At 64.5% G+C, this 18905-nt stretch carries 23 protein-coding genes; 16 read left to right on the top strand and 7 right to left on the bottom strand.

Annotated elements, in window-relative coordinates:
- Positions 1-42: 42 nt before the first annotated feature.
- Positions 43-459 (top strand): H-NS histone family protein, encoded by a 417-nt coding sequence (locus RT460_RS07890; protein ID WP_313318248.1) that lies wholly within the window; start codon positions 43-45, stop codon positions 457-459.
- A 155-nt stretch (positions 460-614) separates the two neighbouring features.
- Here the strand turns inward: RT460_RS07890 and RT460_RS07885 are convergent, their stop codons facing one another.
- A complete protein-coding gene (locus RT460_RS07885) occupies positions 615-1565 on the bottom strand; it encodes a helix-turn-helix domain-containing protein (RefSeq protein ID WP_313318247.1) in 951 nt (316 codons plus the stop codon).
- 128 nt (positions 1566-1693) lie between these two features.
- On the opposite strand from RT460_RS07885, the gene RT460_RS07880 reads away from it, so the two are divergent.
- The 7 genes from RT460_RS07880 to RT460_RS07850 all read left to right on the top strand — a co-directional run bounded on the left by RT460_RS07880 (position 1694) and on the right by RT460_RS07850 (position 8032).
- On the top strand, positions 1694-2242 hold the full coding sequence (locus RT460_RS07880; protein ID WP_313318246.1) for a cysteine hydrolase family protein: 549 nt from the start codon (positions 1694-1696) through the stop codon (positions 2240-2242).
- Between the two features lie 244 nt (positions 2243-2486).
- Positions 2487-3398 (top strand): STM4015 family protein, encoded by a 912-nt coding sequence (locus tag RT460_RS07875; RefSeq protein ID WP_313318245.1) that lies wholly within the window; start codon positions 2487-2489, stop codon positions 3396-3398.
- Positions 3399-3420: 22 nt separating this feature from the next.
- Complete coding sequence (locus RT460_RS07870; RefSeq protein WP_313318323.1) at positions 3421-4530, top strand: STM4014 family protein; 1110 nt, start codon at positions 3421-3423, stop codon at positions 4528-4530.
- Entirely contained in the window at positions 4523-5338 is an 816-nt protein-coding gene (locus RT460_RS07865) for an STM4013/SEN3800 family hydrolase (protein ID WP_313318244.1), read from the top strand. Before RT460_RS07870 ends, RT460_RS07865 begins: the two co-directional genes overlap by 8 nt.
- Positions 5335-6696 carry an STM4012 family radical SAM protein gene (locus tag RT460_RS07860; protein ID WP_313318243.1) on the top strand — a complete coding sequence of 454 codons (1362 nt, stop codon included), beginning with the start codon at positions 5335-5337 and terminating at the stop codon, positions 6694-6696. Before RT460_RS07865 ends, RT460_RS07860 begins: the two co-directional genes overlap by 4 nt.
- Before the next feature lie 7 nt (positions 6697-6703).
- Positions 6704-7567 (top strand): STM4011 family radical SAM protein, encoded by an 864-nt coding sequence (locus RT460_RS07855; protein ID WP_313318242.1) that lies wholly within the window; start codon positions 6704-6706, stop codon positions 7565-7567.
- Positions 7568-7594: 27 nt separating this feature from the next.
- Positions 7595-8032, top strand: a complete 438-nt coding sequence (locus RT460_RS07850; protein WP_313318241.1) for a hypothetical protein — start codon at positions 7595-7597, stop codon at positions 8030-8032.
- Positions 8033-8139: 107 nt separating this feature from the next.
- On the opposite strand, the gene RT460_RS07845 is transcribed toward RT460_RS07850, so the two are convergent.
- The 4 genes from RT460_RS07845 to RT460_RS07830 all read right to left on the bottom strand — a co-directional run bounded on the left by RT460_RS07845 (position 8140) and on the right by RT460_RS07830 (position 11107).
- Positions 8140-9117 carry a zinc-binding dehydrogenase gene (locus RT460_RS07845; protein ID WP_313318240.1) on the bottom strand — a complete coding sequence of 326 codons (978 nt, stop codon included), beginning with the start codon at positions 9115-9117 and terminating at the stop codon, positions 8140-8142.
- A gap of 143 nt (positions 9118-9260) precedes the next feature.
- Entirely contained in the window at positions 9261-9671 is a 411-nt protein-coding gene (locus RT460_RS07840) for an organic hydroperoxide resistance protein (protein ID WP_313318239.1), read from the bottom strand.
- Positions 9672-9789: 118 nt separating this feature from the next.
- Complete coding sequence (locus RT460_RS07835) at positions 9790-10467, bottom strand: type 1 glutamine amidotransferase domain-containing protein (protein ID WP_313318238.1); 678 nt, start codon at positions 10465-10467, stop codon at positions 9790-9792.
- Positions 10468-10477: 10 nt separating this feature from the next.
- The gene (locus tag RT460_RS07830; protein ID WP_313318237.1) at positions 10478-11107 is read right to left on the bottom strand and encodes a TetR/AcrR family transcriptional regulator; all 630 of its coding nucleotides are present in this window, start codon (positions 11105-11107) and stop codon (positions 10478-10480) included.
- A 521-nt stretch (positions 11108-11628) separates the two neighbouring features.
- Here RT460_RS07830 and aroQ point away from each other — a divergent pair.
- Genes aroQ through accC form a run of 5 tightly spaced genes read left to right on the top strand, consistent with a single transcriptional unit; the run spans position 11629 to position 14855 of the window.
- On the top strand, positions 11629-12075 hold the full coding sequence (gene aroQ, locus RT460_RS07825) for a type II 3-dehydroquinate dehydratase (RefSeq protein WP_057627656.1): 447 nt from the start codon (positions 11629-11631) through the stop codon (positions 12073-12075).
- A complete protein-coding gene (locus RT460_RS07820) occupies positions 12072-12500 on the top strand; it encodes a lysozyme inhibitor LprI family protein (RefSeq protein WP_313318236.1) in 429 nt (142 codons plus the stop codon). The genes aroQ and RT460_RS07820 overlap by 4 nt, the downstream gene beginning before the upstream one ends.
- Positions 12501-12554: 54 nt before the next feature.
- Positions 12555-13034: an acetyl-CoA carboxylase biotin carboxyl carrier protein gene (accB, locus tag RT460_RS07815; protein WP_313318235.1), complete on the top strand. Its 480-nt coding sequence runs from the start codon at positions 12555-12557 to the stop codon at positions 13032-13034.
- Between the two features lie 17 nt (positions 13035-13051).
- Entirely contained in the window at positions 13052-13474 is a 423-nt protein-coding gene (locus RT460_RS07810; RefSeq protein WP_313318233.1) for a four helix bundle protein, read from the top strand.
- A gap of 13 nt (positions 13475-13487) precedes the next feature.
- Positions 13488-14855: an acetyl-CoA carboxylase biotin carboxylase subunit gene (accC, locus tag RT460_RS07805; RefSeq protein WP_313318232.1), complete on the top strand. Its 1368-nt coding sequence runs from the start codon at positions 13488-13490 to the stop codon at positions 14853-14855.
- A gap of 256 nt (positions 14856-15111) precedes the next feature.
- Here the strand turns inward: accC and RT460_RS07800 are convergent, their stop codons facing one another.
- Both RT460_RS07800 and RT460_RS07795 read right to left on the bottom strand, forming a co-directional pair.
- A complete protein-coding gene (locus tag RT460_RS07800) occupies positions 15112-15471 on the bottom strand; it encodes a hypothetical protein (protein WP_313318231.1) in 360 nt (119 codons plus the stop codon).
- Entirely contained in the window at positions 15468-16403 is a 936-nt protein-coding gene (locus RT460_RS07795) for a hypothetical protein (protein ID WP_313318230.1), read from the bottom strand. The genes RT460_RS07800 and RT460_RS07795 overlap by 4 nt, the downstream gene beginning before the upstream one ends.
- Positions 16404-16536: 133 nt before the next feature.
- Between RT460_RS07795 and prmA the strand changes: the two genes are divergently transcribed.
- The 3 genes from prmA to fis all read left to right on the top strand — a co-directional run bounded on the left by prmA (position 16537) and on the right by fis (position 18635).
- Entirely contained in the window at positions 16537-17451 is a 915-nt protein-coding gene (prmA, locus tag RT460_RS07790) for a 50S ribosomal protein L11 methyltransferase (protein WP_313318229.1), read from the top strand.
- Positions 17452-17480: 29 nt separating this feature from the next.
- Positions 17481-18260 carry a DUF3426 domain-containing protein gene (locus RT460_RS07785; protein WP_313318228.1) on the top strand — a complete coding sequence of 260 codons (780 nt, stop codon included), beginning with the start codon at positions 17481-17483 and terminating at the stop codon, positions 18258-18260.
- A gap of 102 nt (positions 18261-18362) precedes the next feature.
- The gene (fis, locus tag RT460_RS07780; RefSeq protein WP_313318226.1) at positions 18363-18635 is read left to right on the top strand and encodes a DNA-binding transcriptional regulator Fis; all 273 of its coding nucleotides are present in this window, start codon (positions 18363-18365) and stop codon (positions 18633-18635) included.
- Positions 18636-18905 lie beyond the last annotated feature (270 nt).

The following is an 18905-nucleotide window of genomic DNA, read 5'->3' as shown; positions in this document are numbered from 1 at the left end:
TTTTTCCTTGACACCCCAGCGCTCAGAATCAACCCTAGCGGCATGAGTATCGACCTTAACCCGCTCTCGCTCCGCGAGCTGACCGCCCTCATTCGCGACGCCAAGGAAAGGCAAACTGCACTCAATCGACGCCAACCGGTGGACAAGGTCCGGCGCCAACTGACCGCTCTGGCAGCCAAAACCGGCTATACGATCGAAGAACTGTTCGGCACCGACGCAGCCGGCATCCCGCAAAAAACCAAGAGCCGCCGCCGCAAGGGCCCCAAGGTGCCGCTGAAGTACCGCGACCCGGAAAGCCCGTGGAACACCTGGACCGGCCGCGGCAAGATGCCGCTGTGGCTGGCCTCCAAGATCCGCTTCGGCCACAACCCGGTGGACTTCCTGATCCCCGGCGTCGCCAAGCTCACCCCGAACGACAAGCCGCTGACCGGCAAGCGCAAGCTGTTCAAGCAAGGCTGATTGCTGTCACTGCTGCGACGGTCGCCCTGCCCCAGCAGCGCCCCAATCCAGCCCGCAGCCTCAAACCGTCATCCCCGCGAAGGCGGGGATCGCTCTGGCTTTGCTTGTTCCCCTGTCGCTCAAACGTAACACGCCCGGTGGAGGCGAATCATATCTCAGCCAACGTGGAACCGCCTCCGATACTCCCCCGGCGACAACCCCACAATCCGGTTGAACACCTTCCGGAACGAGCCCGGGTCGCTGTAACCCACGTCCCAGGCAATCCGTTCCAGCGGCACATTACTGGTCTGCAGCATCTCGCGCGCTCGTGCCACACGAACCCGTTGGCAGTACTCGGTGGCGGTCATGCCGGTGGCTTTCTGGAAGCGGCGCAGGAAGGTGCGTTCTTCCAGCCCTGCGCGTTGTGCGAGTTCGGCGGATGCGACCTGCTTGGCGTGGGTGTCGTGCAGCCATTGCTGCACGACCAGCACGGCGGCATCGCCGTGCGTCAGCCGTGGCGAGAAGCTGCTGTAGTAGCGCTGTTGGCGGCCGGGCGGATCGATCAGTAGCGTGCGTGCGACATCCAACATCACTGCGGCGCCGAGGTAGCGGTCCACCAGCCGCAGGCCGAGGTCGGTCCAGGCCATGGCGCCGCCTGCGCTGAAGATGTCGCCGCCGTCGATGAGCATCTGGTCCACGTCCAGCGTCACGTCCGGAAAGCGTGCAGCCAGCAGTTCGGCGTATTGCCAGTTGGTGGTAATGGTGCGGCCGGCCAGGCGACCGGTTTCGGCCAGCAGGAATGCACCGGCGCAGACCGATGCGAGCGTGGTGCCGTCGTCATGCAGTGCGCGCAGCCAACCCAGATAGGGCGCGGCGGCCTCGGTGGAAATCGGCGGCTGCATGCTGGGCGGCAGGATCATTACCTGCGGCATGCCGCTTGGCGGCTGGCTTGAGCTGTAGACGGCCTGCGGCGCTTGGCCGGGCGCTTCAATGCGCCAATGCGTGACCTGCAGTTCGGGGGCGGCGGGGGCTGCGCGCTCGCCGGCAAGCCTGGCGGCCAAGGCGAACAGGTCAGTCAGGCCAAGCACCGCCGCCAGCTGGGCGCCGGGATACAGCAGGATTCCCACTTGGATGTGACCATCGGTGCGCATCTGTCGGTACAGCCCTCAAGAATGTCGGTAGCGCCTCTTCGTCCTGGCAGAGCGGTCGCGGAGACTTCTCCCACACCATTCAACCACCTATCAGGAAGCCGTACATGAGCAAGCGCGCCATTATCGTCGTCGATCTTCAGAATGAATACCTTGCCACCGGCAAGCTGCCACTGGTGGGCATTGATGCGGCCACCGCCAATGCGGTGCGCGTGATTGCCGATGCGCGGGCCAAGGGCGTGCCGGTGCTGCATGTCCGCCATGAAGCCGCCAGCAGCGATGCGCCGATCTTCGTGCCGGGCTCGGACGGGGTGCGGATCATGGCCGCTGTCGCACCCATCGGCGATGAGCCGGTGATCGTCAAGAACCATGTCAATTCGTTCCGCGATACGGATTTGAAGCAGCAGCTTGATGCGCGCGGGATCGAGGACGTGGTGGTGGTTGGTGCGATGAGCCATATGTGCGTGGATGCGGTGGTGCGTGCATCCGCCGACATGGGCTATGCGGTCACCGTGCTGCACGACGCCTGCGCTACGCGTGACCTGGAGTTCAACGGGATTGTGGCGCCGGCTGCACAGGTGCACGCGGCGATGATGGCGTCGTTTGTGTTCGGGTACGCGCAGGTGAGTTCAACCGACGCATTCCTGTTGGGGTAAGGCAAGCGGCATTGGCTTGGGCGCGCGTTGCTGCGTTTTCATCGCGCAACGCGCACTCATCTGTGCTTTGCGAACGCGGGGCGGCGTGACCTTGGCATCAGCTGCCCGGAATTCACCGCGCTTTCGCTACCACACGATGGTTACCTCGCCGCGAAAGCTGCCCATCCTGCCTGCCCGCGTATCTTGATGACGGCGTCATCAAGCTCTCGGTTATGCTACGGCACCATTCCGGCAAGGACGTACCGTGACCATTGGCGAATACACGCAGGTTTATCGTGGCAAGAAAGTCGTTGATTTCCAGATGGGTGGCGAGGCAGTAGCAGGAGATGTCGCTTACCGCTTGATGCAGGAATACGACAGCGACGAGAGCCAGGAGGAACTGCTGGCGAACTTCTTCGAACGCGTTGATCCGGCGTCGATTGAAGTGCTGATCATCGGCGCGTGGGATGAAGCTTCCGGCGAGGGCCCGCAAGGCCTGATCGATGGGCTGATCGCCCGCCGCGCCGAGCTGGGCAACCTGAAGGCCCTGTTCGTAGGCGACATGACCTTCGAAGACTGCGAGATGTCCTGGATCAACCAGATGTCCTACAACCCTCTGCTGGAGGCGTTCCCGGGCCTGGAATCACTGCGCATCCGCGGCACGTCCGAACTTGAGCTGCAGCCCTTCACGCATGCGTCGCTGCAGGAGCTGGCGATCGAGAGCGGTGGCCTGCCGAACGAGATCGTCATTGCCATCGCAAACTCCACGCTGCCTGCCCTGCGCCATCTCGAGCTGTGGCTTGGTGATGACGGCTATGGCTTCGATGGCGATGTGGCGGTCTACCAGCGCCTGTTGTCCGCGATCGGGCCGGAGCGCCTGCAGTACCTGGGCCTGCGCAACGCCATGATCAGCGACGAACTGGCCGTGTGGCTGGCCGGCGAGCCCTGGCTGGGCACGCTGCAAACCTTGGACCTGTCGCTGGGCACCATCGGCGACGTGGGCGCGCAAGCGCTGTGCGAAAGCCCGAACCTGGGCGGCCTGCAGCGCATCGACCTGAGCCATCACTATATTTCCGAAGCCTGGCAGCAGAAGCTGCAGGCGCTGCCCTGCACCGTGGTGCTGGACGACCCGGAAGAAGAAGATGACGGCGACCGCTACGTGGCGGTGTCCGAGTAAGCCGAGGATGGCGGATTGGCTGTTGATCGGCCCGCGCGGCAGCCGCCGTATCGGGTGGCTGCAGCGTGCCCTGCACGATCAGGGCGCGCCTGCCGCGCATGTGTTCGATTACGAAACACTGCTCGCTGAACCTGCGCGGCTGCTTGAGGCAATCGCGCAGGCTCCCGATGCCATCGTCAAGCTGGAGTCCCCCGGCGAAGCGCCGGCGCTGCATCAGGCATTGGTGCGGCGTGGCTGGGAGTTGTCCGGCGCTGTCGGCGATACGCCCTTGCCTGCTGTGCATGGCGAGCTGGTGCATCAACAGTTCTGGTATGCCGGCTTTGCCGATCTGTTGGCGGCGCTCCCGGCGGGACCGCGTTACCTCAATGCACCTGCCGATCTGGCCTGCATGTCGGACAAGCTCGGTTGCCAGCAGCATCTGCGCGACGCGGGCCTAATGATCCCGCCGCTTTTGGGTGCGATATCCGGCTATGACGACCTGCGCGAGCGGCTATGCGATGCAGCCTGCGAGCGTGTCTTCATCAAGGCCCGCTACGGTTCGTCCGGTGCTGGCGTGCTGGCCTATGCACGCAACCGCGATGGGCGCGAGGTCGCCTATGGCTCGGCCGAGCTTGTGGAACAGGCCGGTCGCTGGCGGGTGTTCAATTCACTGCGGCAGCGTCGTTACGACCGGCACCGCGATATCGCGCGACTCGTGGACCTGCTGGCCGAGCAAGGCGCCTACATCGAGCTCTGGATTCCCAAGCCCACCGTGCCGGGCAGCGATGGCCGCCGCTATGACGTGCGCGTGGTCGCGCTGGATGGCCAGCCACGGCAGCGGGTAGCGCGAATGAGCGCGGGCGCGCTGACCAACCTGCACCTGGGCAATGCACGCACGCAGTTGGAAGCGCTGCTGGATAGCGACGCCATCCGCCATCTGCAAGCTGCCACGATGAACGCCGCGGCTGCGTTCCCTGCCAGCCGCATGATCGGCTTCGACCTGATCGTGCGCGGCGCGCGCAGCTGGGTACTGGAAGCCAATGGCTTCGGCGACCTGCTGCTGGATCTGCGCCACAACGGACGCACGACCTACGAAGATCAGGCCTTGCTGGCGCCAGTACGTCCAGCAATAAACGAGTACGCCCATGCTTGAGACCCCCATGCCCGACATGCACCGCGTCGTCGGCAGTCATGACGTGGTGATGATCACCCTGGACGCGCTACGTTTCGATGCAGCCCAGCGCTGCTTCGAACGCGGCGAGCTGCCGGTGCTTGCGCCGCACCTGCCGGGCAATGGTTGGGAGCTGCGACATACACCGGGCAGCTTCACCTATGCGGCGCACTCGGCATTCTTTGCCGGCTTCCTGCCCACGCCTGCGCGCCCGGGCCCGCATCCGCGCCTGTTCGCGCTGGAATTTGAAGGCAGCGAGACCATCGTGCCGGAGACCTTCGTGTTCTCCGGCCGTGCCGATATCATCGGCGGCTTCCGTGACCAGGGCTACCGCACCATCTGCATTGGCGGCGTCGGCTTCTTCAACCGTCGCAATGCACTGGGCTCGCAACTGCCAGGCCTGTTCGAGGAAAGTCACTGGCAGCCCGAGCTCGGCGTGACCGCGATCGACTCCACCGCGCGCCAGGTGGCACTGGCCTGTGAGCGCCTGCAGGCAGGGGGCGAGCGGCACTGCTTCCTCTTCATCAATGTCTCGGCCATCCACCAGCCGAACCGGCACTACCTGCCCGGCTGCGATGCTGATGGACTGGACAGCCACTGTGCTGCGCTGCGCTACGTTGACGGTGAGTTGGCGGCATTGTTCGCGGCCTTGCGCGCGCGTGGGCCGGCTTTCGTGATCATCTGTTCCGACCATGGCACCGCTTACGGCGAGGATGGCTTCCACGGCCATCGCCTCGCCCACGAGACGGTGATGAACGTCCCCTATTCGCATTTCGTGTTGAGCCCATGACCGCCCATCGTTTGTCCGAGCTGCTGCGGCTCGAGCCGTACCAGGCCTATTCCTACTCTTATCCGCACAAGTCCGCGTACCGGCCGATCACACAGCCGCCGCTGCTTGCCGATGCCTGGGCGAGCGAGCCGCGTGATGCGCTGTTCCTGTACCTGCATGTGCCGTTCTGCAGCTACCGGTGCGGCTTCTGCAATCTGTTCGCGATGGCGCGACCGGCACCGGCACAGGTGGAGGCCTATCTGGCGCAGATGGAGAAGCAGTTGCGGGTGACCGCTGATGCCTTGGGCGAGCATCGCTTCGTGCGCTTCGCGCTGGGCGGCGGCACGCCCACCTATCTGGATGCGTCGCAGCTGCAGCGGCTGTTCGACTTCGTACAGCGCCATGCCAACATCGACCTGCATTCGATCCCCGCCGGCATCGAGGTGTCGCCGGAAACCGTGGACGCGGCGAAGATGAAGATCTGCCGCGACGCCGGCATCGACCGCGTCAGCATGGGCATCCAGAGTTTCAGCGATGCCGAAGTGCGCTCGCTGGTGCGGCCGCAGCAGCGTGCCGTAGTCGAGGAAGCCATCGCGCAGATACGTGCGGCGGGCATCCCAACGCTCAACCTGGATCTGATCTACGGCATTGCCGGGCAGACCGTGGCCAGCTTCCTGAGCTCGATCGAGAGTGCCCTCGCCTTCCAGCCGGAAGAGCTCTACCTCTACCCGCTATACGTGCGCCCACACACCGGGCTGGACCGCATCGGTACGAAGGAAGGCGGCAAGCGCTCCTTCGTCATTCATCCCGAATCGGTGGACAACCGGCTGGCCCTGTATGAAGCCGGCCGCGAACGGCTGCTTGCCGCAGGCTATGAGCAGGTATCGATGCGCATGTTCCGCGCCGCCAGTGCACCGGATTCCGGCGGCCCGGCGTACTGCTGCCAGAGCGATGGCATGGTCGGTATCGGCTGCGGCGCCCGCTCGTACACAAGCGGCTTGCACTACTCCAGCGAGTACGGCGTCAGCCGCCGCTCGGTGGCGGACATTCTTGCGCACTATCTGGAGCGCGATGAGGCCTCCTTCGCCAGCATCGATTACGGCGTGCGGCTGGATGAGGACGAGCGCCGTCGCCGCTTCGTCATTCAATCGCTGCTGGCACAGCCGGGCCTGGATCTTGCGCAGTACCGCGAACGCTTCGGTACGGAGTGCTTCGACGATCTGCCGCAACTGGACGAGTTGTTCGAGCAAGGGCTGGCCACGCGAGAAGACGAGCTGGTCGTGTTGAACGACACCGGCCTGGCCCGTGCCGACACCATCGGCCCTTGGCTGATCTCCACCGGCGTCGCCGAGCGCATGCGCGACTACCAATTGGACTGAGCCACGCATGCATCTCTCCCTCCTCTATCGCGGCCGTTTGAGCAGTTGCAACTACGACTGCCCGTACTGCCCCTTCGCCAAGACCTACGACACCCGCGCCGCGCTGCGCCGCGATGCCGAGGATCTGGCGCGCTTCGTCGCCTGGGCGGAACAACAAACGATGGAGCTGTCGGTGCTGTTCACACCGTGGGGAGAGGGACTGGTGCGCCGCCACTACCGCGATGCGATGGTGCAGCTCAGCCATATGCCGCATGTCCGCCGCGTGGTGATCCAGACCAACCTGTGCATCGGCACGCGCTGGCTGGATGCGGTCAACATCGACAGCTTCGCGCTGTGGTGCACGTATCACCCGGGGCAGGTGACCCGTGCCGCCTTCCTGGCACGCTGCCACGAGCTGGACCGGCGCGGTGTGCGCTACACGGTGGGCATGGTGGCGATGCGCGAGCACCTGGAGGAGATCCAATTGCTGCGCGCTGAGCTTGCCGACGGCGTGCCGCTGTGGATCAACGCCTACGACGAGCGCCCACCGGGCTACTACAGCGAGGCAGAGATCCAGCAACTGCAGCGTGTGGACCCGCACTTCCTGTTCAACCTCGAACCCTCGGCCAGCCTTGGCGCGCCCTGCTTCACCGGCGAGAACGTGATATCGGTGGACGGTGATGGCAACGTAAAACGCTGCCACTTCGTCGCCACGCCGCTGGGCAATCTGTACGACGGCAGCTTCGCCGGCCAGCTGCGCGCACGGGCATGCCCGAACCAGCGTTGCGACTGCTATATCGGCTATGCGCACCGCAAGGATCTGCCGTTCCAGCGGGACTATCCAGCGGGTGTGCTGGAGCGGTTCCGGCCTTCTTCAGTATTCAATATTTGATTCCACGTCTTGATAGAGAGTTCATAGATGAAAAAGCAACTCATCGCACTCCGTGGTCCAAGCAATGCTGGGAAAAGCACGACACTGCATATCCTGTACAAGTTGCTCTTGGCGCCCCCGAGTACAAAGCCCATCGGCTTCAAGAAGATCGGGTACAAGATAGATTTCAGCGCGATCGTTGCCATTAACGGCATCAAAATTGGCATCGTCAATCGAGGTGACGTGACTGCGCCCCTGAAGAAGTTAATCGATCACTTAGCCGCAGAGAACTGCAAGATCATCGTATGCGCAGCTCGCACAAAGGGAAATGTAGGCACGATGCTGGATTCATTCAGCCCGAGATTCAAGTTGGTTACGGTATCCAAGCACAGATCCGAGACTGACAAAGACGATGTCTTGATGCTTGCAAATCAGGCCGCAGCTCACCAGCTTGCGGCAAACGTCTATTCGGCCCTCATTGCTTGATTGGTTTACACGACACCCACTGAGGCGTTGGCTGCCATCCAAGAGTAGAAAGGCGACTCCGAACGCGTGTTCGTGGTCGCCTCTCTGCATCATTTTGACGGACCAAATCAGGGCTTCAACAACACCTTGCCCGTGCGTCCCGGCAACAAGCTCGCCGTCACTGCCTCGGCAACATCGCCCAGCTCGTAGACCGCCTGCACCGGCAGCTCCAGCTCACCACTCAGCACACGCTGCAGCAGCTCGCCGACCAGGCGCCGCTTGTTTTCCACCGACATCTGCTGGCTGACCTTGCTGCCCCAGAAGCCCTTGACCGTGGCCTGTTTGAAGATCAGGTCGCCGGAGGGAATCTGCATCGCTTCGCCGGCCATGGTGCCGAACGAGACCAGCGTACCGTTGTCGCCGAGCAGTGACACCAGGTCCGCGCTGGCCTGGCCGCCGATGGAATCGACTGCTGCGTGGGCGAGCTTGTCGCCAAGCAACGCCTGCGCGCGCGACTTCCAATCCGGCTGTGCCGTCGACAGAACATTGTTGATGCCGAGCGCCTTGAGTTCATCGACGCCGGCATCGCGACGCACCAGGCCGAGCACGTTTACACCGCGGGCGGCCGCGAGCATGGCCAGGGTCTTGCCGACCGCACCGTTGGCGGTGTTCTGCACGATCCATTGGCCCGGTTCGGCCTGCAGGAATTCCAGCAGCATCAGTGCGCTCAGCGGCATGGCGATCAGCTGCGCGGCGGTTTCGTCGGCGATGCCGTCCGGCACTGGAATGACCATGCGCGCGGGGGCGATGAAGTATTCGGCCCAGGTGCCGTGTACCGATGCGGCCATGACACGCTGGCCGATGGTGATGCCCTGCACACCGTCGCCCACCGCATCAACGATGCCCACCGCTTCGCTGCCACCGATGGCGGGCAGGGTGGGCTTGTAGCCGTACTTGCCGCGCACGGTCCATAGGTCGTGATTGTGGATGGGCGCGAGCAGGGTCTTGATCCGTACTTCGCCGGGGCCGGGCTGCGGGACGGGACTGTCGCCGAGTGCGAGTACTTCGGCTGGTTCACCAAAGGTGGTGTGGATGGCACTGCGCATGTTTGTCTCCTGTTGCGGGTCAGAACCGAGGCCCAAACCGGGGCCAGAGCGAAACCGGGGTCAGAGTGGGGTTTCGGAACGAAACCCCACTCTGACCCCGGTTTCGCTCTGACCCCGGTTTTGACCCGGCTTTGATCTTTGGATCAGACCGCAGTCACGTGCAGGCGCACATCCACATTGCCGCGGGTGGCGTTGGAGTACGGGCAGATCTTGTGTGCGGCTTCGACCAGACGCTGGGCGTCTGCCTGCGGCAGACCCTTCACTTCAACGTGCAGGTCGATGTCCAGCGCGTAGCCACCTTCAGTCGTCTGGCCGATGCCCACCTCCACCGAGGTGGCGGTGCCCGCCGGCTGCAACTGCAGCTGCTTGGCCGCTACCGGCAAGGCGTTGTCGAAGCAGGCGGCATAGCCGAGCGCAAACAGCTGCTCGGGATTGGTGCCGGCCTTGTTGGAACCCGGCAGTGCCAGGTCGAAGCCGAGGCTGCCGTCGTCCAAGGCGGTGCGGCCGGCGCGGCCACCCGTGGCGGTGGCGCGGGTTTTGTAGAAGATCTTCATTGCCGATTCCTTGTGGGGTGCGTTGGGGGGTACTTTGGTGGAACGCGGATTTGCAGATTTTTCTTGATGGCTCGTTTCCCCGGTGCGCTTCGCTTACCCGGGCTACGGGTCATGGGGCTCAGGGCAGTTGTGCGAGCAGGGCCTTGGCGACGCCTTCGGAGCTGGCCGGGTTCTGGCCGGTGACCAGGTGCCCGTCGCTGAGCACGTAGGGCTGCCAGTCCGGGCCCTTGCTGTAGTTGCCGCCGAGACGGGCGAACTCGTCTTCGATCAGGAACGGCACCACCGCGGTCAGGCCGACGGCTTCCTCTTCACTATTGGAAAAGCCGGTGACCTTGCGGCCAGCAACCAGCGGTTTGCCATCGGCTGTGCGTGCGGCGATCAAGGCGCCGGGTGCATGGCAGACCAGGCCCAGCGGCTTGTTGGCGCGGTCGAAGGTTTCGATCAGGGCGATGGACTCGGCATCGCGGGCCAGATCCCAGAGCGGGCCATGGCCGCCGGGGTAGAACACCGCGTCGAATTTGGCGGCATCAATCTGCTTCAGTGGGAGCGTGCTGGCGAGTTGCTGCTGGGCGTCGCGGTCGCTGCGGAAGCGGTCGGTGGCCGGGGTTTGTGCATCGGGCTCATCACTGCGCGGGTCCAACGGCGGTTGGCCGCCGGCTGGCGATGCCAGGGTGATGGTGGCGCCGGCGTCCTTGAACACGTAATACGGTGCGGCGAATTCTTCCAGCCAGAAGCCGGTCTTGTGGCCGGTGTCGCCGAGCTGGTCGTGCGAGGTCAGTACGAACAGAACATTCATGGCAGTGCCTTCAGTGGGTGGGGGAAGCAGCTGCGACGGTGTTGTCGCAGGTCAGCAGGTGTTCGGTGGCCTCGTAGGCCTGTTGCAGTGGCAGGCGGTCCTGGCTGAGCTTGGACAGCAGGGCCGCGCCCAGCCACATCTGGTACAGCACGCGGGCAACCTGCAGGGCGGGCTTGCCCTTGGGCAGCGAGCCGTCGGCGCGGCCTTCTTCGACCAGGGCGGCAATGCGTTGCAGCAGGCGCTGCACACCCTGGTCGAGTACGCGGCGCATGTCTTCGGAAAGGTCGGACACCTCGGCGGCCAGCTTCACCACCAGGCATTCTTCGGCCCAACCCTGCGCCGGATCGGCCGGGTCGCGCGCCCAGGCATCCCAGTAGCGCATCAGCCGTTCGCGACCATTGCCGGGCTCGGCCAGCAGCTGCTCCAGCTTGCGCCCGTAGTCGTCTACGTACTGTTGCAGCAGCTCGCAACCGAAGACTTCCTTGGACGCGAAGTAGTGATAGAAGGAGCCCTTGGGAACGGCGCAGGCCTTGAGGATTTCCTGCAGACCGAGCGCGGCGAAGCCCTTCTGCAGGACCAGCCGGCAGCCGGTGTCCAGGATGTGCTGGCGGGTGGCCTGGGCTTTGGGGGATAGATTCATGGAGCGAATCTTACTCAAAATAGACCGGTCGTCTATTAATGAGTGATTACTGGGAACGCTGGGGGCCAGCTGTGCCTTCTCCCGTTGACGGGACTGCAGCCCCCTTCTTGGGGCAAGGTGCCCCCACGGGGCGGATGAGGGGGGCTTTGGCTTTGGCTTCATCGTTTGAAGCCAGGTACGGATGGTTTCCCGCAGATCCAGGATGGCTGCTTCGTTCCGCCCTCACCCCAACCCCTCTCCCGAAAGGGAGAGGGGCTTTGGTCGTCGCGGGTCTTGTGGGAGGCCCAACTTCGCTCATTTCCTCGCAAGTTCTGCGCATCGTGGTGATGAGGGGCTTCTGGCCCATGCCGGGAAGTTGCCCCCTGCTGTCACCTCAAGAAGCGCGTACACACCGCCCCACAAGCCACTCCAGCATCATTGTAAAATTCAAACAATCGATTAAAACACGGCTAATTTCGTCGAACTGGACAGTATTCCCCGCTTCCCTCACACTGCCGCCCTTCCCCGCCGACCCTTGGCACATGGCAAAACTGCTGGTCCTTCACGGCCCCAACCTCAACCTGCTGGGCACCCGCGAGCCCGACGTCTACGGCCACACCACGCTGGCGCAGATCGACGCTGCGCTGGCCGCGCAGGCACAGGCACAGGGGCACCAGAGCGAACACCTGCAGTCCAACGCCGAGCATGTGCTGGTGGACCGGGTGCAGGCTGCGCGCGCCGATGGAACCGCTTTCATCCTGATCAACCCCGCCGCCTTCACCCATACCTCGGTGGCCCTGCGCGATGCGCTGGCCGGGGTGGCGATTCCGTTCATCGAGATCCACTTGTCCAACCCGCATGCGCGCGAGCCCTTCCGCCAGCACAGCTACCTGAGTGACAAGGCCGTCGGCGTGATCTGCGGCTTTGGCGCCGACAGTTACCGCTATGCGATGGATGCCGCATTGGCCCGGGTGGGAGTGGCTGCGTGAACACCCTGCCGCGCTTGCTGCCGGCAATGGCCATGGCGTGCCTGCCGCTGGCCGCTGCCCATGCGCAGAACCTGGAGCGCGCCGCCGAGGGCATCGACTGCGCGAACCCGACCAGCACGTCGGAGAGCGACCTGTGCGCCTCCGACCGTGCTACCGATGCCGATGCGCTGTTGAACGCCACCTACAAGCAGGCCCGCCGCCAGCTGCAGCAGCAGGCCGCCGATGGCAGCTGCTCACAATGCGTCGAGGCCGAACAGCAGCTGATCGTCGCCCAACGCGCCTGGATCCAGCTGCGCGACAAGGATTGCGACGCGGTCTACGCCTTCAATGCCGACGGTACATCGCGCAATGGCGCGCAGATGCACTGTCTTATCACCCACGCGCAGGACCGTACCCGGCAGCTGCGCGCTTTCTACGAACTTTGACCCGGGCGCACCGCGCCTTCTCCTTACTGACTTACTGCAACCAAAGAGGCCCTCATGGATCTGCGCAAAATCAAGAAGCTCATCGACCTGCTGGAAGAGTCGAACCTGGCCGAGATCGAGATCAAGGAAGGCGAAGAATCCGTACGCCTGTCGCGCAATCCGGTAGGCGGCTATGTCGCCGCGCCGGCGCCGGTCTATGCCGCCGCCCCGGCCGCAGCGGCCGCCCCGGCCATGCCGATGAGCGGCCCGACCGAAGCCTCCACCGGCGGCACCGCCAAGCCGGGCAATGCCCTGCCGGAAGGCCACGTGCAGCGCGCGCCGATGGTCGGCACTTTCTATTCCTCGTCCTCGCCGGACAAGCCGGCCTTCGTCAGCGTCGGCCAGACCATCAAGGCCGGTGAAACCCTGGCCATCATCGAGGCGATGAAGATGTTCAACCCGATCGAGGCCGAAGTATCCGGCACCGTGGTGGCCATCCTCGGCGAGAACGGCAGCCCGGTTGAGTTCGACCAGCCGCTGTTCGTGATCCAGTAAACGGGGATTGGTGATTCGTGATTCGTGATTCGCAAGAGCGGCCCCATGAACGACTGGATGTCTGGCGTGACGCCATGACATTGGTCGAGGCCGTCTACCGCTTCACGAGTGCGTTTCCCGATAGCAAGCGCTTCGGCCTGACAGCACAGATGCGCAGGGCAGCAATCAGCATCCCCTCCAACATCGCCGAAGGCGCTGCGCGGCGATCGACTGCTGATTATCTACGCTTCCTGTCTATTGCCCGCGGCTCGCTGTCCGAACTGGACACCCAGCTGCAGCTGGCCATTCGCCTGCGCTTCTGCGAAGCGGAAGCCCCGACGTGGGAACTGCTGGACCGAACCTTCTCACGCCTCAATGCATTGATTCGTGCACTCGAAGGCCCGCGGAACATCCGTGAGCCGGAGACTGCTTACGAATCCCCAATCACCATTCCCGAATAACGGCCCTTATCTCATGCTCGATAAAGTCGTAATCGCCAACCGGGGTGAAATCGCGCTGCGCATCCTGCGCGCGTGCCACACCCTTGGCATCCGCACGGTCGCGGTGCATTCCACCGTTGACCGCAACCTCAAACACGTGGCCATGGCCGACGAGTCGGTCTGCATCGGCCCGGCACCGTCGTCGGAAAGCTACCTCAACATCCCGGCGTTGATCGCCGCGGCCGAGGTCACCGACGCGCAGGCCATCCACCCGGGCTACGGCTTCCTGTCCGAGAACGCCGACTTCGCCGAGCGCGTGGAGCAATCCGGTTTCATCTTCATCGGCCCGCGTGCGGAAACCATCCGCCTGATGGGCGACAAGGTCGAAGCCATCCGCGCGATGAAGGCCGCCGGCGTGCCGTGCGTGCCCGGCTCGGGCGGCCCGCTGGGCGACGATATCGTCGCCAACACCAAGATTGCCCGTGAGATCGGCTACCCGGTCATCATCAAGGCATCGGGCGGCGGCGGCGGCCGCGGCATGCGCGTGGTGCATGCCGAAGGTGCGCTGAAGGCCTCCATCGAGACCACCAAATCCGAAGCCAAGGCGGCGTTCGGCAATGGTGAGGTCTACATGGAGAAGTACCTGGAAAACCCGCGTCACGTGGAAATCCAGGTGCTGGCCGATGGCCAGGGCAACGCCATCCACCTGGGTGAGCGCGACTGCTCGATGCAGCGCCGCCACCAGAAGGTGGTGGAAGAAGCACCGGCACCGGGCATCACCGCTGAACTGCGCGAGCAGATCGGCAAGGTCTGCGTGGAAGCCTGCATCCGCATCGGCTACCGCGGCGCCGGTACGTTCGAGTTCCTGTTCGAAGACGGCAAGTTCTACTTCATCGAAATGAACACCCGCGTGCAGGTGGAACATCCGGTGACCGAGATGGTGACCGGCATCGACCTGGTTGCCGAACAGCTGCGCATTGCCTCCGGCCAGAAGCTGACCATCAAGCAGAGCGACGTGGTGCTGCATGGCCACGCCATCGAGTGCCGCATCAACGCCGAGGACGCGGAAACCTTCATTCCCAGCCCCGGCCTGATCACCGGCTTCTACCCGCCGGGCGGCCCGGGCGTGCGTGTGGATACGCACATCTATGCCGGCTACAAGGTGCCGCCGAACTACGACTCGATGATCGGCAAGCTGATCGTGCACGGTCCGGACCGCGAAACCGCCATTGCCCGCATGCGGGTGGCGCTGAGCGAGATGGTGGTGGACGGCATCAAGACCAACGTCGCCTTGCAGCAGCGCATCATGCGCGACCAGGGCTTCCAGGCCGGTGGGCAGAACATCCACTACCTGGAAAAGCGCCTGGCCGAACGCAAGACCCGCTCGATCGCGTTGACCTGATTGAAGGCGGTTGCCGGGCAATGCCCGGCACCTGCTTTCTGTCTTTCCGTAGTGCCGAGCCATGCTCGGCAGAAGCTTTCCAAGCGCTACCCTGTAGTGCCGAGCCATGCTCGGCAGAGGCTCTACTGGTAACGCCCCATGCCGAGCATGGCTCGGCACTACAGGTGACGCCGCAGCCGGTCATTGTTTGGTATTGCGCGCAGGCACAAAAAAGGCGGGAATTCCCGCCTTTTTTGTGCCTGATGGAAACGCCGGATTACTCGGCGTCCACCACGGTGCCCTTGACCGGCTCGGTGCCCAGCGGCGACGTCGGGTCGACCACCTTCACTGTCTCTACCGACCCATCAGGCCATACGATCTGGAAACTGCTACCAGGCTGCAGGGTCGAAAACGGCAAGCCACTCTGCGCACGGTAGAGCGCGGCAGCCTGACTGGCGCCGGCGCGTCGAAGATCCTCATCCGAACGAACATTGGTCAGCTTGATCTTGGACAGTCGGCTGTAGCGCGCCTCATAGGTATCAATCAGCACCACGCCTACGGCACCGGCGGAATACGCCACCAGCAGCACAACCCATATCCAGAACTTCGCGCCATGCAGAAAGCGACGGTAGTTCATCGCCCATCCCCCCGCTTCCTGATCAGACTGTTGATCATTTGATTCATCGATTCCACACCTTGTCTCGGTACTGCCGCGTCGTAAACGAAAGTCTCGAAGTCCTGCCGGGGGTCACGCGAACACACCCCGCCATTGGCGCAATAAGCGGTCATCAACGCACTCTGCGGCCCACACGCCAAACCCAGCCGGCAAGCTGCCACCTGCCAGGCCAACTGGCTGAGTTGGCTGCCCGCCACCTTGCCGGTATAGGCCTGATTACCTGCGGCCGCCACCCCCATCGCCGGGGAAATCGCCAAAAATGCCTCTGGATCCTGCGAATCGAGTACACGTTCCACCAGCTCGCGCTGATAGGTCTCGCTGCTGTGCAGGGGTTTGCCCATTGCCAGCAACGCCGCCTCGGCAGGCAGGTTGCCGGCACGCGCTGCCGACTGTCGCTGCTCGGCCAGCAAGGCGCTGCCCAAACCGTCGGCGGCGGAGAAACCCTCGCACCCGCGCCGCACCCGCTCGCGGGCGGCCTGCAGCCCCGGCGCGGCGTCCAGCTTCAGGGTCGTCAACATCTGCCCATCGATGGCATACGCCGACGGGTCCATCGCGTAAACGCCGCAATAGTCATAAATGCGACTGAGCATCCAGCCTGCTTCGGCATCACCCGCCGCCGCTGCCGTGCGCAGCTGGCGTGAGTAGGAAAACAGTCCCTGCCCCGTCTCGAACCGGGACCGCACATTCAGCGGAAGACCCGGCCCCACGCTGACGGACACCTCAGGCGCTGGCGCCTGCTCGATGGCCCCCATGGATTGGGTTTGCCCGGTCTGGGCCATCTCGGCAAGCTCGCCCTGCCCGCTGCCGCCGTTGCGCAAACCCATCGCCACCGCCAACAGCGCTGCCGGCAGTACGAGCAGATACCAAGGTTTTCTAGCGAGCAGCGACAACATCGGTAAAGCCGTCGGCGGGAGCTAAGAGAATGGCGCAAAGTGTAGCAATACTGCGCTCCGCCGCCTCTCACGCGCGCAATCATCGCCCGCCTCGTCTAGGATGCGTGCCCTGTCCCGCCGTTGTCGTACGCCCATGCCCTTCCTTGAACTGACCCTGCGCTGCACCGAAACCACCCAGCCCCGTTACGAGAACGCCCTCGATGACGTCGGCGCGCTGGCGGTGACCATGCTCGACGCCGATGCAGATACCAGCAACGAACGCGCAATCCTGGAGCCGGGCGTCGGCGAAACGCCACTATGGAACGAGCTGACCCTGAGCGCGCTGTTCCCGGCCGACACCAATGCACTGGCCCTGCTGGCGGCGCTGGAGTCCTTCGACCCGGGCCTGGAATGGAGCAACGCCAGCTTCCGCGCGGTGCAGGACGAGGACTGGGAACGGGCCTGGCTGGACCAGTTCCAGCCCATGCAGTTCGGCCAGCGCACCTGGATCGTGCCGTGGAACCATGAATTGCCGGAGGCCGCACAGGCCGCCGACGCTGCCATCGTGCGGCTGGACCCGGGCCTGGCCTTCGGCTCCGGCACCCACCCGACCACCGCCCTGTGCCTGCGCTGGCTGGACCAACTGGCTGCCAACGGCGAACTGGCCGGCAACACCGTGCTGGATTTCGGCTGCGGCTCGGGCATCCTCGCCTTGGCCGCGCTGAAGCTCGGTGCCGCCGCAGCGGTGGGCGTGGACAACGATCCCCAAGCCCTGATCGCCACCCACGACAACGGCGAGCGCAACGGCGTGCACATCGCCGCCTACCTGCCGGAAGACGAGCCGGTCGGCACGTATCCGGTGGTCGTTGCCAACATCCTGGCCTCCGCCCTGGACGCCTTGGCTGAACTGCTTGCCGCGCGCGTTACAGCAGGCGGCAAGATCGCCCTGTCCGGCATCCTGCATGGCCAGGAAGATGAATTGCTGCAACGCTATGCCGCCTGGTTCGACCAGCTCGAAGCCACCCAGGATGGCGACTGGATGCGCATCACCGGCGTGCGCCGTGCTTGAATGGGGGCGGTACCCCGGCCTGTGCAGCCATGACTGACGAAACCACGCCCTCGCGGCCCTCACTGGCGACCTTCCTGCAGGGTCCGCCCACCGCCAAGCCTGCCGACGCGCCTGCGCCTGCGCCGGTGCCGGCGGCAGCCGCACCTGCCGCGCAGCCGCAACTGGACCTCACACCGGCGTTGCCTTTGACTGAACCGGCCCCCGACGTGGAGCCGGCTGCGCAAGGCTATGCCGACCAGGATGGCGACAATGAGGCACCTGCCACGGCCAGCCCGACGCCGACAACGGGCGCGGCGCCTAGCTTCCTGCGTGCCGCCAGCGCCCCCCGGCCCAAGCCCAGCGCCACCCCGCGCTGGCAATGGGGGCTGATCGGCGGACTTGTGCTGCTGTTGGGCCTGCAAGTGATCATCGCCGACCGCGCCCAGTTGGCCGCCGACGCCGGTACCCGGCCGCTGGTGTCCGGCCTGTGCACGGTGCTGCGTTGCAGCCTGCCGGCCTGGCATGAGCCCAGCGCGTTCAGCATGCTCAGCCGCGATATCCGACCGGTGCCAGGCCAGCCCGGCGCCTTGCAGGTCCAGGCCAGTTTCCGCAATGACGCGCGCTGGGCCCAGGCGTGGCCGGCGCTGCGGCTTTCCCTGTCCGACGCCGATGGCCGGGTTATCGGCCGGCGCACCCTGCAGCCGACCGAATACCTTGGCGCAGATGCCGATCTTCAGGCACGGCTGGAGCCGGGACAGAGCGCGCAGGTGTCCTTCCGCCTACGCGAACCGGCCTCTGCCACGGTCGCTTACAGCTTCGAATTCCAGTAACCGGGGACACCCGGCGTGGCAGGGCGGCGGTCCACGCGCTAGACTCCCTCCCCCACGCCGGGCCAGCCAACGCCCGGCATTGTCGAACTAGCGGGAACTCCCTTGAACGCTGCCCCCACCCGTCCTGACATCAGTCGTGGCGCTCCGAAGCCGCCGCTTCGTGAACATGTCGCCCAGTCCGTACGGCGCTATCTGCGCGACCTGGACGGCTGTGATGCTGATGATGTGTATGAAATCGTCCTGCGCGAGATGGAAATCCCGCTGTTCGTGGAAGTTCTGAACCACTGTGAAGGCAACCAGAGCCGCGCCGCGGCGATGCTGGGCATTCACCGCGCCACCCTGCGCAAGAAGCTGAAGGAATACGGGCTGGCATAAGCCCCCGCGTTCCTGGTCCAGGTAGAGCCGAGCCATGCTCGGCTGAAGCCTTGCCAATAGCCGCAGCTGCCGAGCGTGGCTCGGTGCCGCAGACGCATTACGTCGAAAGCCCCTGCCGAGCATGGCTCGGCACTACAGATGCATCGCCTGGGAACTCCTGCCGAGCATGGCTCGGCACTGCAGAAGCAGCTCTGCCTGCCCAGCCCGGCATCGGCCACACCATCTCCCGGCCACGGATGTGACCGCGCGGCTACAATACGGGCCCGCTTC

Origin of the sequence: Stenotrophomonas sp. (assembly GCF_032061965.1) — a bacterium.
GTDB lineage: Bacteria > Pseudomonadota > Gammaproteobacteria > Xanthomonadales > Xanthomonadaceae > Stenotrophomonas.
Note: the sequence above shows the minus strand (reverse complement) of the source record. Positions and strands in the feature narration are given on the sequence as shown.